A 17,000-nucleotide genomic window follows, 5' to 3' on the forward strand; every position below is an offset into this window, starting at 1 on the left:
TGGGGGAAAAATCAAGGAAGAATCCAGTCGGGATAATCAGTCCTCCCGCCTGGTTTTTTTTACCGGTCGTTTCTTGGAGTGAAGAATCATTCGCCACAGCGGATCGTATCTGTTTTTCTTCGAGGGCCAGGGTGCGTCGGGAAAGATACCGGTGGCGCGGACGGTAATTCCCAATAGGTCAAAGGCCTCGTTGAAGAGGTGCTTTCTGCGAAGATAGACCGGCATAAACCTGCGGTCGATCATGTTGTACATCTTCCAGTGCAGGAACAGAAGCTGACGCATGATGTCGATATTCTTTTTGGAAACCCCCACATGATCGAGAGATTCCGACAGGTGCTTTTGGATGAGACGGGGGACGTCCTGCTTTTTTCCCTCTTCCAATTGATGTGTCTTGGTGGTCAACCTGTGGGTTGAGGCGATCATCATAACCGAGAAATAAAAGGGGATTGTCCGCTCCTTTCCGGTCAGGGTCAGGACGTCAAGCAGCTCGAGAGATTTTAACAGAACGTTTCTGTCCTCTTTGTTCTCCATCGTGGATTCCACGATGGTCGGGAACAGCATCTGAAGCATACCGAATTCAATGAACTTGCCGATGGATTTGGCGGAGATACCGCTTCGAAAATCCTTGAGGAGCTCTTCGTGTATCCTGGCCGGGGAACACAGGAGGATTTTATCCTTCATTTTGTAAATGGCCCGGGCGGTATTTTCCTCGATTTCAAAGCCTGTGCGGGCGGCATGACGGATGGCACGGATCATCCTGACCGGGTCCTCGACAAACCGCAGTTCGGGATCGCCGATGACACGGATGATCCTGTTTTCCAGATCCGTGAGGCCGCCCACATGGTCGATGACCGTAAAATCGGCGATATTGTAAGCCAGGGCGTTTATCGTGAGATCACGTCTGAATGCGTCTTCACGATCGGTTCCGAAGGTATTGTCCCGACGCGTGGGAAAACCGTTTTCGGCGTTGTTGTCATTGTTCGCCCCGCGAAACGTCGTGACCTCGATGATCTTGTTGTTCTTGAATCTGATATGGACGATACGAAAACGCTTCCCAATAATGAGACTGTTATTGAAAAGCTTCTTCACCTGTTGGGGACTGGCGTCGGTGCCGATGTCGAAGTCCTTGGGCTTTTTGCCCAAAAGCAGATCGCGCACGCTTCCCCCCACCAGGTACGATTTGTAACCGTGCCGATGCAATCGATAAAGCACCTTCAGGGCATCCGGATCGATGTTCTTCCGGGAGATAGGATGTCTGTCTCGGGGAAGTATTGTCGGCTCCGAGGGGGGCTGGTACGGAGCCGATTTCGATTTACCGAGTTTTTCCCTGCCGGTGGCAATCAAAGATGATATTTTATGAGTCAGCCAATTCACACAATAAATGCCGCAAGCGGTTCCAGTAGTTGCAGAGGGAAATTGTACTGTGAACATTATAACGGGTAACATGTAAATATTTCAACACTTTTTTTACGTGAACGGATATTTAATGCGATTATTTTTTACGTGTTATTATTTATGGCCGAACATGTCGGCCTTTTTTCGATCATTTGTTCCCGAATGACGGTGTTTTTAAAAAAGAGATGCGATGGCGGCACCGAAGGGGGGGTACAGGATACCCTTTTCCGTGATAAACGCGGTTATAAAGTGCTGTGGGGTGACGTCGAACGCGGGATTGAAGACTGGGACGTCCCGAGGAGAGATGCGTGTCTCCAGGATACGGCGCACCTCGTCCTGATCCCGCTCTTCGATGGGGATATCCGCCCCCGTTTCCGCCTCGGGGTCGAAGGTGGAGACCGGCGCGGCAATATAAAAGGGGATGCCGTGCTCTTTCGCGAGTACCGCGTGGGTATACGTGCCGATCTTGTTTGCGGTATCTCCGTTTTTCGCAATGCGGTCGGCGCCGGTGATGATCATGTCCACCATACGGCGCTGCATAATGATTCCGGACATCCCGTCGGTAATCAGCGTTACCGGGATGTTGTCTCGCGTCAGTTCCCAGGTTGTCAGTCGGCTTCCCTGAAGCAGCGGACGGGTTTCGCAGGCTATGACGCCGATATTCTTTCCCGCGGCAATCGCGGATCTGATGACGCCCAGTGCGGTGCCGTGGCCCGCAGTGGCAAGGGCGCCGGCGTTACAATGGGTCATCACCCGGTCGCCCGTTTGTATCAGCTCCTGACCGAAGTCGCCCAGGGTTCTGTTGATGGTGAGGTCTTCGTTGTATACGGCGACGGCCTCCCGCTGGAGGGCGTCGGCGATGGCACGGGGATCGCCGTCGGCGGTATGGGCGACGGCGCGCATGCGCTCCAGCGCCCAGAAGAGGTTCTTTGCCGTGGGGCGGGAGGAGGCGAGATAAGAGAGCGCATCGTCGAGACTTGAGAGGAACGACTCCCTTGTCGGTTGCGCATCCTTCGTCAGAATTCGCGCCTGGAGAGCGACACCCATGACCGCTGCAATGCCGATGGCCGGCGCTCCGCGAACCGCGAGCGTCCTGATGGCGTCCACTACATGATCTATTGATGTGAGGACGAGGTATTCCTCCCTTGCGGGAAGCGTTCGCTGGTCGATAATTCGGATGCCGTCGCCGAGCCACCGTATCGTTTCGATACCGGTATCGCTTTTCGATGTGGTATGAATCATTACTGTTACTGGATGGGATATGAGATGTTGTTATATCGGATGGAAAACCCGCTTTTGTATTTTTCTTCCATCTGACGCTGGAAGTCGTCGAAGATGTCTTCGGCGTTTTTTTCCGTAAGGAATTCGGGCCTCAGGAGAAAATCAGGTTCCTCGAGGCTCCCGGACATATAAAACGGAATGGTCAGCTTTCCGCTTGCGTCGCTGAGAAGCTCCGAGAAATATGCGGGCTTGATTTCCATGGTAACGGTATCGGAGAGGAAAATATCTCCATCAAAGACCAGCGCCCCGGAAAGCTCCAGGGTCCCTTCCGCGATGGCGTCCCACTCGGGGGAGGTGATGGCGAGGGCGGCGGTTGTAAAGGCGCCGTCTTGAAGGGTAAAACTTCCCGTTATTGATGAGTATATCGTGTCGAGATCGTGGGGCATGCCGCTGTTGTTGGTGATGAGCCCCAGGGCGATGAGCTCCGTTCGGATGTTGAAGGCGGGGATCAGCCCCTCTTCAATCCTGACGATGCCCTCCCCGGAAAGGTTCCCGGTTATTTCCGAAAAACTGTCGCCGACGCCCTCAAATCTCCCCTCGCAGGAGATCGCGCCGAAGAAATGCTGGCCGTTTCCGGTGATGACGCCAAGAATCTTGTTCGCCATGATATCCCATGCGCAGACCGATATCTCCAGATTCCAGGGTGTATCGGAAAAGTCCCAAAGGCCGGTGAGAACGGTTTTGCCGCCGAAGATGGACGCAGTGGCCTCATCGATGACCAGTATCTGTTTCCCGATCGATCCGGAAAGGGCCAGGTCCGTGTAGGCGCACCCGCCGATGATCCCGGAATCCGTCCGGGCGGTCACATCCCCGGTGACCGGCGGGCCGTCGATGAAGGTGCTCGGGTCGAAATCAAACATCGACAGCGCCTCGCGGTTTTTCAGACAAACCGTGACGTTGTTCATTTCGATGGTCGTTGTTGTATCCCCCACGGCCGCGGGTGTTGACACAACGACGTCCATCTTGCACAAAACCGCCTCGGTGACCCGGTAGGTCATCCCCCGGAAAAACAGTCCGCACCAGCCGAGGGAGGCGGCACCATCGGTGATGTTCGGTTCGCCTGTGGGGCGGTCGGCACCGAGGGTGGCGATGTTCCATCGGCCGGCATCGTCGGATATGATGTTGAGCGTCCCGCTCGATATTTTCACCCGATCCACCACCGGTGCGCCCGAGAAAAACGAGACGGGGCTGAGGGAAACCACCACCTTTTCCGCTGTGAGGAAAGTCTCCCCGGAGATGCGGGGATCATCGGGGATGGTCACGCCGTGCAGGATTATCCGGGGTCCGGCAAGGAGAGAGAGCGAGATGTCCTGAATCGTCACATCCCGGCTGATGATATCCGAGAACAGGTGCTGGATGTCGTCCATAGCCGACTTGTTTCGTACCGGGTACGGAACGGCCGCGGCGACAATGGCGGCGGCGATCAGGAGACCAGCCGCTATGATCGGTGCCTTTTTGAGTGGTTTCTTCATGTATATACGGCGCACGCGTTTACTGTTTGTATATTGCAACGTCTTTTTGTTTCTGTATCCGACCCAATCCCGGATGCCGGCCTCGTTCCTTCCGTACCGCTCCTCCCGTATCGTCCCTCCCGCACCACCCCTTCCGTACCGTCTCTCTCCCTTCCTCCCCTTATCCCCTCCCCACGCTTCACGGCCTCCCTGTCCCCCTTCAGCCCTCCCTTCAGGCCCCCAGCTTCTTTTTCACGAGGTCGTTGACCAGCTTCGGATTGGCCTTGCCCTTGGTTTCCTTCATCACCTGCCCGATGAAGAACTTGAGGAGGTTTTCCTTGCCCCCCCGATATGCCGCCACCTCGTCGGGATGTGCGGCGATGATGTCGTCCACGATGGCGGCGATCTCACCGCTGTCGGTAATCTGTACGAGCCCCTGTTCCTTGACGATCACCTCGGGGGATTTGTGCGTGTCGTACATCTCGGCGAATACTGTCTTTGCGATCTTACCGCTGATGGTCTCATCTTCAATCAGGCCGATGAGCCGGGCCATATCTTTTGGAGGGATGGGGGAGTCGGCGATGAAGACCTTGTCATCGTTGAGCTTGTGCAAAAGCTCCACCATGATCCAGTTGCTGGCCGGCTTCGGCGGCGCCCCGGCAGAGACCGTTTCCTCGAAATACTCTGCCAGCTCCTTTTCCGAGGCGAGCACCCGGGCGTCATAATCGGAAAGATTGTATTCGGACTGAAATCGCCTGATTTTTTCGTCCGGCAGCTCCGGCAGCTCTGTCTTGATCATGGCGATCCATTCCCGGTCGACCCTCAGCGGCACCAGGTCCGGGTCGGGGAAGTAGCGATAGTCGTGGGCCTCTTCTTTTCCCCTCATGGATTCGGTGATGTTTTTCTGGTCGTTCCACAGTCGGGTTTCCTGGACGACACTGCCGCCGTCTTCCAGGACCTCTATCTGGCGGTGGATTTCATATTCCAGCGCCCGCTCGACATTGCGGAAGGAATTCATGTTTTTCAGCTCCGTCCGGGTGCCGAGCGTCTTCGATCCCTCGGGCATGACCGAAATGTTCGCATCGCATCGGAAGCTCCCCTCCTCCATGTTCCCATCGCACACCCCAAGGTAGCGAAGGATACTGCGAAGTTTTCTGAGGTACTCGCCCGCCTCTTCCGGCGTGCTCATGTCCGGCTCGGACACGATCTCCAGAAGCGGCACACCGGTGCGGTTGAGATCCACGTAGGAGAAGGGAGCTTTGTCGTCATGGACGAGCTTGCCCGCGTCCTCCTCCATGTGTATGCGGGTCAGACCGATTTTCTTTTTCTCGCCGTTTGTCTCGATCTCCACGTGTCCGCCCTTTGCCAGGGGATATTCGTACTGGGAAATCTGATATCCCTTAGGGAGATCGGGGTAGAAATAGTTTTTTCGGGCGAACTGGGCGAACTCGGCGATTTCCCCACTTGTGGCCAGGGCAGCCCGGATGCCGAACTCCACGACCCGACGGTTCAGGACGGGCAGCACCCCCGGCATGGCGGTACAGACCGGGCAGATATGGGAGTTCGGCTCGGCCCCAAAGGCGGTGGAGCAGCCGCAAAAGATCTTCGAATCGGTGAGAAGCTGTGCGTGGACTTCAAGCCCTATAACGGCGGTATATTTCATGGCGATATCGTCTTTTTCTCGATGCCATAATTGAAAGAATTATAACAAAGATCGTGTGAGGGTGTTCTGATTTTAATTATTAAAAAAAAATAATGAAATCACTCCGAAGGATCACAGGCTCGGTTTCGGAGTGTGATGCGGGCGATTCTGTTCAAGGTAGTAGGCCGACCGGAAGATGTGTTCCTCGCCCAGGGGTTTCGCTAAAAGCTGCACCCCGATGGGGAGCCCCTGGGAGTTGAGACCCGCGGGAACGCTCATACCCGGAATGCCGGCCAGGTTCGCCGTGACGGTGTAGACATCCCCCAGGTACATGGAAAGGGGATCTTCAAGCTTTTCGCCGATTTTATATGCCGGCGTGGGCGCCGCGGGGCACGCAATGACATCTACCTTGGCGAAGGCCGCCTCCAGATCGTCGCTCAAGAGGCGGCGCACCTGGAGCGCCTTTTTGTAGTACGCGTCGTAATAGCCGGCGGAGAGGGCGTAGGTCCCCAGCATGATGCGCCGCTTTACCTCGGGGCCGAATCCGCCGGAGCGGCTCCGCCTGAACATGTCGATGAGGGAGTCCTTGGGCCGCGTGTCCCTGAAGCCGTAGCGTACGCCGTCGTAGCGGGCCAGGTTGGAGCTCGCCTCGGACGGGGCGATAATGTAGTAGGCGGCCAGGGCGTGCTCGGTGCGGGGGATGCTGACGTCTATGATCTTCGCCCCTCCCCCTTCCAGCGTTTTCACCATCTCCATCACCCGACCTTCGACCTCTTCGTCCAGCCCCTCGCCGAAATATTCCTTCGGGACGCCCACACGAAGGCCTTGGACGCCTCGATCGAGAAATTCGGTGTAATCGGGGATGTCCACCTCCAGGGAGGTGGAGTCCCGCTTGTCATGCCCCGCGATGGCGGAAAAGAGGATCGCCGCATCGCGCACGTCCTTGGTCATGGGGCCGATCTGATCCAGCGACGAGGCGAAGGCCACCAGGCCGTACCGGCTGACCAGGCCGTAGGTGGGCTTGAGACCCACGATGCCGGTATAGGAGGCGGGCTGGCGGATGGAACCGCCGGTGTCGCTTCCCAGGGCCGCACAGCACAGGTCCGCCGCCACCGCGGCGGCGGAGCCGCCGCTGGAGCCGCCCGGTATATAGTCGGTGTTGTGGGGATTTCTCGTGGGGCCGAAATAGGACGACTCGGTGGAAGATCCCATGGCGAACTCGTCCATGTTGGTCTTTCCCAGCATCACCGCGCCCTGTCCCGCAAGGCGCTCGATAACCGTCGCGTTGTAGGGCGGTACGAAATGTTCGAGAATCTTCGAGCCGCAGGTGGTGGTGATGCCCCGGGTACACATGAGGTCCTTTATGCCCAGGGGAATGCCGGTGAGGGTCGTGGCATCATTGTTTACCAGGCGCTTTTTCGCCTCCTTCGCCCGGGCCAGGGCTGTATCTGCGGTAATGCGTATGTAGGCGTTGAGGGACGGATTTATCCGCTCGATGCGTTCGAGAAAGGTCTCTGTGGCCGCCACCGGGTCTGTGTCGCCGTTTCGATACGCGGTCGCAAGTTCATGTATGGTCGATGAGCAAATATCCATGAAGCAAAAAATCCTATTCGATCACTTTCGGTACCTTAAAAAGCGTGTTCTTCGATTCCGGCGCGTTGGCGAGGATCTCGCTCGTGTCTGTAAACGGGACCACCGCATCCGGGCGCATGACGTTTTCTTTCGGGATTGCATGGGTCATGGGGGGGACGTTGGTGGTGTCGACCTCTCCCAGCTTTTCCATGTAGGAAAGAATGTCGTTGATGTTGTCGGTCATCCGCTCGGTTTCGGTGTCCGTCAGGTCGAGACGGGCGAGCCGAGACACGTACAGAACTTCATTTTTCGTGATTTTCGCAGCTTTATCGCTCATGAGAGGGCACCGGTTTTCTTCGTTGGCGTTTTCCATATCGCCCCCCTCCCGAGGCCGCCGGAAGGGGGGCGTGTTGTTTTCTTGCTTTTAAATTATACTTCCATCTGCTCCAGCATGTCGGCGGTGGTTACCTCCTTCGCCTCGCCCTTCTTGACGAACAACATGCAGATGAGGGCCATCAGGAAGAAGGCGGGCACCACCAGGAACATGGTCTGGTAGCTGCCGGTGATGTCCTTGAACACGCCGATAATGGGCGGGGACACGGTTTGAGCGAGCATCGAGAAGAAATAATAGAGGCCGGTATAGGTCCCCAGCATTTCTTCCGTGGTGATGTCCCAGATCATCGGGATGGAGTTGATGTTGATGCAGGCCCAGGACACGCCCCCCAGGAGCATGATCCCGATGATGATCGGGATGCTCTTGATGTAGGCCATCGCTCCCATCAGGATCATGAGTCCGATGAGGCCGGCGATGATGGTGCGCTTTCTGCCCACCTTCGTGGCGATATAGCCGCTGGGGATGGCGAAGATGATGAAGGTCAGTGAGAATAATCCCAGCATGAACGCCGCCCGCCCGGCGGAAAGACCCAGCTCGTTGATGCCGTAGAGGGTGAAGAAGGTTTCCACGCCGTTGTAGCCGAAGAACCAGCAGAAAATCGCCAGGAATATCAGGATGGAGCTTCTCTCCACCCACCTGAGCAGGGTGATGAAGACGATCAGTGCGAAAATCAGCATCGCCATCATGACGTGGCCCTGGTAGGCCGACTCGAAAATCTGACCCAACGTTCCGGAGAAGAGACCCGTGGTGTTGAGGATGAAGTAGGCGATCAGACCCACGACGATGGCGATGACCGACGTCTTCACCAGCTTCATGGAGATGTCCTCGGCCTCCTCGTGGGGGATCTCCTTGGGCTCCTTGATGGTGAGAAAGAGGATAATGATTGCGAGAACCGTCACCACGGACACGCCGATAAAGGGAACCTTCGGATTGATGTCATACAGCATGCCGCCGACGAAGAACACCATGAGCGCCGCGGCGCCTCCCATAAAATTGATGACGCCGTTGGCCTTGCTCCGGTTGACCGACGGGATGATATCCGGCATCAGGGCCACGACCGGCGATCGCCACAGGGCCATGAAGATATTCATGAGCACGATGGTGCCGATGAGGAGCCAGAAGGCCTGGGCCATGGGAATGTAGAAGAAGAGGACCGCGGCAAGGGGCGCGCCGAAGATGATATAGGGCATGCGGCGGCCGATTCTCGTTTTGGTCTTGTCGCTGACCGCTCCCACGATGGGCTGTATCGTCACGGCCAGGATGTTGTCCAGGGTCATGATCAGGCCGATGATGGTTCCCGATGTGATGAATTTTTCCAGGATGACCGGGACGAAGGCGTTATACAGCGTCCATACGAGGGAAACCCCGAAAAATCCCAAACCGATCAGAAAGGTCTTTTTGTAATCTAGTTTCATGGATCAGTCCTTTATATATGAATCAATAAAAAATGCGCCTCACCTTCCGGTTATGGAGAGCGGACGACTCTCTCCAACCTTTCCATTGGTATCATATAGTCGGAATGATTGTCAATTAAAAACCTGGGGCCGTAGGGTGGGGCATATCGGGGATTTATCCCCCCGCCGGATTATTCCGATTCGGGTGTCGATTCGCCCGGTTTCGTTCCGGGCGCGGCGGATGTATCTGTTTTTTTGTCTATTGTATTCGGATTTAGATATGCCCGTCCTGTTCAATGATGGTACGTTCTGCCTCCCATTGATCCCGTGTGTGAGCGGGCGTTGGACGGCGGCGTCGGGCGGATCTTCGGCACGATCCCGTCATCTCTCGGTTCTCGGCCGGATTTTACGTTGACTTTGCCGATGAGTGTGATACAGTTTATCATTACCGTGTGTGGGGGGGATCTTCCGAAAACCCGCCCAACCGTCGCAAGAAAATGTATTACGGGGGGAGGGGGAATTCCCCCCTTTTTGACGGCTTCATTCAGGAGGGGGGCCGGCATGGCAGGGAAAAATCCGCAGAACGAGCCGTCACGGCCGACCACCAAGGATACGGCGGTAATCGTCATCGATGTCCAGGAGGCCCTGGCGTCGGCCATGAAGGAAAAGATCGCCGATAAAATCATCCGGCAGACCATCACCCTCATCGAGGCGGCGAAGATCCTCGACCTGCCGACGGTGGTCACCGAGCAGTACCCGAGGGGACTGGGGCCGACGCTGCCGGTGGTCAGGGACGCCCTGGGAGATCGCTATCGTCCGCTGGAGAAGCTCTCGTTCAGCGTCATGGGCGAGCGGTACATAGCGGATGTCATTGAAAACACAGGCGCCCGTCACCTGATCCTGGCGGGCATGGAGACCCACGTGTGCGTCCTGCAGAGCGCCCTGGACCTCTGTGACGCGGGGTATCTCCCCCACATCGCCGCAGACGCCGTCTGTTCCCGGACGGAGCTGGACTGGGAGACCGGTATTACGTCCATGAGGGATGCGGGTGTCGGCATCGGCACGGTGGAACAGTACCTGTTTCTGCTGCTTGAGCGGGCCGGGTCGGATCAGTTCAAGGCGATATCAAAAATGCTCAAGTGATGCGGGCTGCACGCCGTCGTTTCCGATCGACATATCCGCCCGATGAGCGGTAGTAATATATAAATAAATAATTTCAACGAATTGCAGATGGTATCCCCGGACAGGTCCGATGGTTTAATCGGCCGTCGGGGGCGCAACATGAATTGATATTCGCCTGTATCGTACGGGCGCATGCCGGACCGGGTCTTTCATGAAAGAACGAACGAAAAAACTCAGACAAATCATGGCCGAGGACGACCTCCGGGAGCTGAAGGAGGAGGTTTCCAAATTCCATCCGGCGGATATCGCCGAGTTCATGCAGTACCTCCTGCCCGATGAAAAGCAGGTCGTCTTTTCCATCCTCGATACGGAGGCCGCCGCCGACGTCCTGGTCGAGCTGGAAGACGAGACCCGGGACTTCATCCTGGCGGGTCTCGAGAGCGGCCGGCTGTCTGAGATCGTCGATGACATGGAGTCCGACGACGCCGCGGACATCATAGACGACCTGCCCGACGACGTCGCCCAGGAGGTCCTGGAGCAGATCGACACCGACGACGCCGAGGATATCCAGCGCCTGATGCGCTACGACGAGGAGTCCGCCGGCGGCATCATGCAGACGGAGCTGGTGAGCGTCGTGCAGGAGGAGACGGTCAACCAGGCCATCGAGAAGATCAGGTCCTTGGCCGATGAGGTCGAGGACATCCACAACGTTTACGTGATCGATCGTTTCGGAAAGCTCACCGGCATCCTCCCCTTGAGAAAGCTGATCCTCGCCGCCCCGAGTAAGAGGATTGAGGACATACTGGAGCAGGAGCCGATCACCGTGACGGTGGACGTGGACCAGGAGGAAGTGGCCCGGCTCTTCAAGAAGTACGACCTGGTGGGACTGCCGGTGGTGGATTACGTCGGTCGACTGGTGGGGCGCATCACCGTCGATGACATTGTCGACGTCCTGGAAGAAGAGGCCACCGAGGACATCATCAAGCTGACCGGCGCCGTGGACGACTACGCCTATTCCTCATCCGTCCTCAAGAGCGCCGGCACACGGCTGCCCTGGCTGTTTGCCAGCTGGATGGGTGGCGTGCTGGCGTCGTTGATTATCGGATTTTATGAGAACACCCTGATCGAGGCGGTGGTGCTGGCGGCGTTCATGCCGGTTATCGCCGGGATGGGGGGAAACGTGGCCTCCCAGTCCTCCACCATCGTGGTTCGGGGAATCGCCATCGGGAGCATCGACCTCAAGCGATTGTGGTCGGTGGTGTTTCGGGAGGTGAAGATCGGGCTCCTACTCGGAGTCACCTACGGGGTGCTCCTGGGCGTTTTTGCGAGCCTCTATTTCGTCGACGTGGTGAACCTCTGGCTGGTGGTGGGCCTGGGCATCTTTTCTTCCATCACCATCGCATCCACCCTGGGCACCCTCATGCCCATCATGCTCCACTCCATGGGCTTCGACCCGGCGATCTCGTCGGGCCCCTTCGTGACCACCGCCACCGATGTTGTCAGCATGCTCGTATACCTCGTGCTCGCCACGGCGATTATTCTGTAGTATACTGATATATTGATATAAGGTATATCCGCTTTGTTGTAGCAATGACAACGACGGACACGGACAATCCGTGTATCATGAAACTCGGCACGGTGAGGGTGACGAAATAACCCCATGAAACGAATCGAGACGAATGCGATTGTGCTGGCCGCGAGGGATACCGGTGAGGCGGACCTGTTGGTGACGCTGCTTGCCCGGAGGACCGGCCGGATCACCGGCATGGCGAAGGCGGCGAAAAAGAGCAAAAAGCGATTCGTGAACGTGTTCGATCGGGGCAATATCGTCACAATCTCGATGTATCGCCCCAGAAACCGCGAGCTCTTTCTCATCGAGGACGCGTCCCTCATCGACGACTGCCGGGGGGCGTCTTCCGACATGGAGGCGCTGGCCAGGACGTCGGTGCTTCTGGAGCTGGTGCTGGAGCTTGCCCCGGAGGAGGAGCCGACGCCACAGCTCTTCGACGACCTGGCGGCGGCCCTTGCCGTTCTCTCGGCCCCGGGCGCCCGGGAAGAAGCGCTGTGGCTGTATCTAATGCGGCTTCTGGAACAGCTCGGCCTGGCCCCGTTTCTGGACGGCTGTGTACGGTGCGGTAAGGCGGCGGGAATGGAGGACAGGGCGTTTTTCTCGCCCGCCTCCGGCGGGCTGATCTGCACGAAATGTCGTGACCCGAGGGATGCGGGCATGCCCCTCTCGGCGGGGACGCGCAGGTTCATGGCCGCGGGCCTTTCGACCCCCCCGGATAAAATGCGGCGCATTGTCCTGACCGGCGAGGCGAGGGGCGAGATCAGGCAGGCCCTGCCTCTTTTCATCCATCACCAGGTCGGAAAGCGCCTTTTGTCTCTCGATTTTTTCGAGCGATATATCATCGAGGGGGAACGCACCGAAATGAGGCGGCGCCGCTCAAAAATATCTTGACAAGACACGATCAGTGGATATCTTACGATAGAGTACGATATATACCAAAAAAGAAAAAAACAGGAGGAATATAGATGTTACTCACGCTGGATCCTTTATATTATATTCTGGTCGGCCCGGCTCTGCTGCTGTCGATCTTTGCGTCCATGAAGGTCAAGCGGACATTCAAGAAATTTTCCAAGGTGGCCACCGCGTCCGGCATGACCGGGGCCCAGGCCGCACAACGGATGCTGGCCACGTCCGGGGTGCACGACGTCCAGATCGAAGCCGTCAGCGGATTCCTCAGCGACCATTACGATCCGTCGAAAAAGGTGCTGAGGCTGTCCCCCGACGTGTTCTCGGGCAAGTCCGTCGCCAGCGTCGGCGTGGCGGCCCACGAGGCGGGGCACGCACTGCAGGACGCCGGGGGATACGCGCCGTTAAAGCTCAGGACCGCAATCGTGCCGGTCGCGAGCATCGGCTCAAGCCTGGCGTGGCCGCTGTTGATCTTCGGGTTTATCCTGTCGTCTTTAGCGCTGATAAAGGTCGGGATCATCTTCTTCGGCGCGGCGGTGGCGTTTCAGATCATTACCCTGCCGGTGGAGTTCAACGCCAGCAGGCGGGCGGTGGCGGCGCTGTCGTCCTCGGGGATGCTGATGGAGCAGGAGGTGGACGGCGCCCGGACCGTTCTTCGGGCCGCAGCGATGACCTATGTGGCGGCCGCGGCGACGGCGATACTCCAGCTGTTGTATTTCCTGCTCCTCTCACGGCGCTGATAGGCCATTCGCCGGGAGGGGTGCGCCGATCACACCAATGGTGACCGGTCAATCTTTCCTCTTTGTGCTGCAGACGGCAGAGGGTGATCCCGGTCGTGTGTGATGATGATATGACGGGGTCGATGGTTTCGATCCCGTCGTTTTTCTCTTGCCCAAACGCATGAGCGGCGGTATTATATAAATGTTATATAGGAGTGGGTAATTCCACGTTATATCTCTGACCTGTCCAATCTTTGGTGCGCCTGCCATGAAGCTCGATGCCACAGCCTACGATAAGAAGATGGGCCTTCCCTCTCATAAATTATTCAAGAACAGATGGCGGGTATCCGGCCAGTTTCTGATGACCCTCGGCTCTCTTTTGGTTGTCATCATCGCCTTTCTGGTATCAAGTCTGATACTCTCCTCCGATGACGGGCTTCTTGCCGTGATCGGCCTGTTTTTGCTGGTATTTCTCGTGCTGTTTATCCCGATCTCCCGGTACGTGCGCCCCCTCATTGAGGTGGATGCCATCCGGCATTATCTTGAAGGGATGGAAAAGAAGCTTCGGGCGTGGGATTTCTGTCGGGACGACCTGATGGACCTTGAACGGCTCAGGAATATCCTGTCCAAAAAGGAGCGAAAGATATACCTCCTGTACCTGTTCAGGACGTCTTTTATTCTTTCCGAGATGGAAAAAAGGGAGGAGGCGAAGACCCAGTTTTACTGGGGGGACAATCGCTGCGAGGTCCGGCACTGATCGGGGCATCCCGATCGACGATCGATTAACATCGAAAAAAGAACGTTCGGCACGCCGGGTGTTCTTTTTTTTAGGATGTCTCCCCTATCTGGAAAAATACCGTCCGGATTGTCTCTTTGTGTATAATATATCCGTGCCCGCCGCCCGGAAGTGAACCGACCGGCACGACCTTCCATTATGACGAAAGCCGCTTTTTCTTGATCCCCTGATAGAGATACACCATCCCCCCGGTCATGGAGTGGGACGTGACATCGGTGAAGCCGGACTCCTCCATGAGGGCGGTGACCTCCTCGGGACGCAGAAAGCCGTGGATCGAGTCCGCCAGGTAGTCGTAGGCGCCCCTATTCGCGGAGACGATCCCCCCGATGACCGGGAGGATGCGGCCCAGGTAGAGCCGATAGGGAACCAGGAGCAGAGATGACCGCGGGGGCGCGAACTCCAGGATGAAGAGCCTTCCACCCGGTTTGAGCACCCTGGCCGCCTCGATGATGCCTTCCTTTTTGTCCGAGAGGTTCCTGAGGCCAAAACCCATGGTGGCGATGTCGAAGGCGTCATCGATAAAGGGGAGAGCCTGGGCGTCGCCGGGAAAGAGCGCCTTTTCCGTGCCGGGGCGGACGCGGGACACCTTTCGCCTGCCCCCCTCGAGCATCTTTTGGGAAAAATCGACGCCGCATACCCCGATGCCCGGCACCGCCCGGAGAAAGGCCGCGGCGATGTCTCCCGTGCCGGTGCAGATATCCAGGATTTTGTCATCCGGGCGGGGCGCGGCCATGCGGAGCAGCCGCCGTCGCCACAGGCGGTCGATGGAGAGGCTCAATACATGGTTGAGGAGATCGTAGCGGTGCGCGATGGAGTCGAAGAGGTTCGAAACGCCGGTTTTGGTCATGGTGACAGGTCTCAATCGTCCGACGCCGCTGGGCACGACGCCCCCGGCGGTCGGCTTTCTGTTGCTGTTTTCAGAGGCCGACGATGCCCCGAGAAGGCCTCGTCGGTGTCTGTGAAGATAGGATGTGTTCCTCTCGGGAGGCGGCCCGTCCCCGCACACCCACCTTCCCCGCGCTCCCCGGCTCGCCTGCGGTTGATCACACGACACACACCGCAGAGGGAACACGGCAAAGAAAACGCCCGCTCATTATTGCCCATCGTGGGCTGTTTGTCAATCGCCCGCGAAACGGTATCGGATCGATGCCGACGCCCGGAGAGATATGCGAGAACATTGTGATGATCGAAAAAGGATTTTGACAGGGATTTTCCACTCTGGTACCATATGGTTTCAGGGAGTATTCCCCATTCTATTTTTGGGAGTAGAGCATGAATCACCGGGAGCGGTTTGAATTGTTGCGAGACCGGTTGGAGGGGAGGCTTGCGAGTGCGGGCGTTCCCGACTGGGAGATATATTACGGCGCGTCGTCGCGTCTGGGCATCTCCGCCGAGGACGGAGGAGTGGAGGATTACAGCTTTTCCGCCCCCTACGGCGTGAGCCTTCGGGTCATCAATGACGGCGGCATCGGCTTTTCCTTCGCCACCCGCCCGGACGACGACGCCCTTGACCGTATGGTGGCTGACAGCCTGGCCGGGGCGCAACACACCGCAAAGGACGACCGCTACCGGTTCGCCGATCCCGCGCACGAAATCCCGGACGTCGGTCCCCTGACGGACGAAGGTTTGGAAGACGTGCCGCTTCCCGAGAAGATCGAGCGGGCATTGGCGATAGAGCGGTCGGCGCTGGCCGTCGATCCCAGGGTCAAAAGGGTTCGGGGCGCCCGGTACGGAGAGGTCCGGGCGACTATGTTTCTCGCCAATTCCCTGGGCGTGGACGTCGGCTATGAAAAGACGGTGGTCTCCGCCCAGACGATGGCGATGGCGGGGGACGGCTCCGATCAGGAGATGGGGTGGGACGCGGAGTTCGCCCTGACGGCGGGCAGGATCGACCCCGAGCGGGTCGGACGGCGGGCGGGGGAGGAGGCCGTCTCCCGGCTGGGGGCGAAAAAGGCTCCCACCTGTTCGTGCGCGGCGCTCTTTGTGCCCCAGGCGGCGGTGGATATCCTCGAGGTGCTCTCATCATCCTTTCTGGGCGAGAACGTCATGAAGGGAAAATCGATGCTGGCGAAAAAGCTCGGAACCCGGGTGTTTTCGGAGCAGGTGACCATCGTGGACGACGGGTTGCTCCCCGGAGGGGTGGCCACCTCTCCCGTGGACGGCGAGGGCGTACCCGCCGGCACCCTGGAGCTGATCTCAAAAGGGGTGCTGAACGGGTTTCTCTACGACCTGGTCAACGCCGCCCGGGCGGGGGTGGAGCCCACCGGGTCCGCCGCCCGGGGCGGGGTGACGGCGCCGCCGACATCAAACGTCAGGAACTTTTTCATCAAGCCCGGCGATGCGGATGCCGACGCCCTGATTGCGGGGATGGGGACGGGCGTGATCATCACCGACCTGATGGGGGTGCACACCGCCGATCCGGTGACCGGGGAGTTCTCGGTGGGGGCGTCTGGATTTCTGGTGGAAAACGGGAAGAAGGGCGCGCCCTTCAAGGAGGCGGCGATCGCCGGGGACCTGATGACCCTCTTTTCCCGCATCATCGCCGTGGGGAATGACCTCCGCTTCTACGGCGGGACAGGTTCCCCCTCGTTTGTGGTGGAGGGACTGGATGTGAGCGGGGAGTGATCGGACAGAGTATTGTAATTACTTTTATTATTTAAAATTTCTAAATAGCGTACTTCGCTATTTAAAGAATTTAAATAACGGAAGATAATATTTAATATAGAATGAAACGGGCGGGACGCCGATAAAGCACCCC

General features: G+C 57.8%; 14 protein-coding genes. 6 read left to right on the top strand and 8 right to left on the bottom strand.

Annotation, left to right across the window (positions count from 1 at the left end):
• Positions 1-36 precede the first annotated feature (36 nt).
• The 7 genes from pcnB to JW885_06150 all read right to left on the bottom strand — a co-directional run bounded on the left by pcnB (position 37) and on the right by JW885_06150 (position 9,150).
• A complete protein-coding gene (gene pcnB, locus JW885_06120) occupies positions 37-1,374 on the bottom strand; it encodes a polynucleotide adenylyltransferase PcnB (GenBank protein MBN1881731.1) in 1,338 nt (445 codons plus the stop codon).
• A gap of 195 nt (positions 1,375-1,569) precedes the next feature.
• Complete coding sequence (mtnA, locus tag JW885_06125; protein ID MBN1881732.1) at positions 1,570-2,637, bottom strand: S-methyl-5-thioribose-1-phosphate isomerase; 1,068 nt, start codon at positions 2,635-2,637, stop codon at positions 1,570-1,572.
• A 5-nt stretch (positions 2,638-2,642) separates the two neighbouring features.
• Entirely contained in the window at positions 2,643-4,148 is a 1,506-nt protein-coding gene (locus JW885_06130; GenBank protein ID MBN1881733.1) for an AsmA family protein, read from the bottom strand.
• Positions 4,149-4,359: 211 nt separating this feature from the next.
• Positions 4,360-5,790, bottom strand: coding sequence for an Asp-tRNA(Asn)/Glu-tRNA(Gln) amidotransferase subunit GatB (gene gatB / locus JW885_06135; GenBank protein MBN1881734.1), 1,431 nt, complete (start codon positions 5,788-5,790; stop codon positions 4,360-4,362).
• Between the two features lie 111 nt (positions 5,791-5,901).
• Positions 5,902-7,362 (bottom strand): Asp-tRNA(Asn)/Glu-tRNA(Gln) amidotransferase subunit GatA, encoded by a 1,461-nt coding sequence (gatA, locus tag JW885_06140; protein ID MBN1881735.1) that lies wholly within the window; start codon positions 7,360-7,362, stop codon positions 5,902-5,904.
• Between the two features lie 13 nt (positions 7,363-7,375).
• The gene (gene gatC, locus JW885_06145; protein ID MBN1881736.1) at positions 7,376-7,678 is read right to left on the bottom strand and encodes an Asp-tRNA(Asn)/Glu-tRNA(Gln) amidotransferase subunit GatC; all 303 of its coding nucleotides are present in this window, start codon (positions 7,676-7,678) and stop codon (positions 7,376-7,378) included.
• A 92-nt stretch (positions 7,679-7,770) separates the two neighbouring features.
• Positions 7,771-9,150, bottom strand: a complete 1,380-nt coding sequence (locus JW885_06150; GenBank protein ID MBN1881737.1) for an MFS transporter — start codon at positions 9,148-9,150, stop codon at positions 7,771-7,773.
• Positions 9,151-9,690: 540 nt separating this feature from the next.
• Here JW885_06150 and JW885_06155 point away from each other — a divergent pair.
• The 5 genes from JW885_06155 to JW885_06175 all read left to right on the top strand — a co-directional run bounded on the left by JW885_06155 (position 9,691) and on the right by JW885_06175 (position 14,203).
• A complete protein-coding gene (locus JW885_06155; protein ID MBN1881738.1) occupies positions 9,691-10,272 on the top strand; it encodes an isochorismatase family protein in 582 nt (193 codons plus the stop codon).
• 190 nt (positions 10,273-10,462) lie between these two features.
• Positions 10,463-11,797 carry a magnesium transporter gene (mgtE, locus tag JW885_06160; GenBank protein ID MBN1881739.1) on the top strand — a complete coding sequence of 445 codons (1,335 nt, stop codon included), beginning with the start codon at positions 10,463-10,465 and terminating at the stop codon, positions 11,795-11,797.
• Between the two features lie 114 nt (positions 11,798-11,911).
• The gene (gene recO / locus JW885_06165; protein MBN1881740.1) at positions 11,912-12,712 is read left to right on the top strand and encodes a DNA repair protein RecO; all 801 of its coding nucleotides are present in this window, start codon (positions 11,912-11,914) and stop codon (positions 12,710-12,712) included.
• A gap of 74 nt (positions 12,713-12,786) precedes the next feature.
• The gene (locus tag JW885_06170) at positions 12,787-13,467 is read left to right on the top strand and encodes a zinc metallopeptidase (GenBank protein ID MBN1881741.1); all 681 of its coding nucleotides are present in this window, start codon (positions 12,787-12,789) and stop codon (positions 13,465-13,467) included.
• A gap of 247 nt (positions 13,468-13,714) precedes the next feature.
• Complete coding sequence (locus JW885_06175; protein ID MBN1881742.1) at positions 13,715-14,203, top strand: hypothetical protein; 489 nt, start codon at positions 13,715-13,717, stop codon at positions 14,201-14,203.
• Between the two features lie 175 nt (positions 14,204-14,378).
• Here JW885_06175 and ubiE read toward each other — a convergent pair whose 3' ends face one another.
• Positions 14,379-15,089 carry a bifunctional demethylmenaquinone methyltransferase/2-methoxy-6-polyprenyl-1,4-benzoquinol methylase UbiE gene (gene ubiE, locus JW885_06180; GenBank protein ID MBN1881743.1) on the bottom strand — a complete coding sequence of 237 codons (711 nt, stop codon included), beginning with the start codon at positions 15,087-15,089 and terminating at the stop codon, positions 14,379-14,381.
• Positions 15,090-15,514: 425 nt separating this feature from the next.
• On the opposite strand from ubiE, the gene JW885_06185 reads away from it, so the two are divergent.
• Positions 15,515-16,867: a TldD/PmbA family protein gene (locus tag JW885_06185; GenBank protein MBN1881744.1), complete on the top strand. Its 1,353-nt coding sequence runs from the start codon at positions 15,515-15,517 to the stop codon at positions 16,865-16,867.
• The last annotated feature ends 133 nt before the right edge of the window (positions 16,868-17,000 follow it).

This window comes from Candidatus Zymogenaceae bacterium, assembly GCA_016931225.1.
Lineage (GTDB): Bacteria > Desulfobacterota > Zymogenia > Zymogenales > Zymogenaceae > JAFGFE01.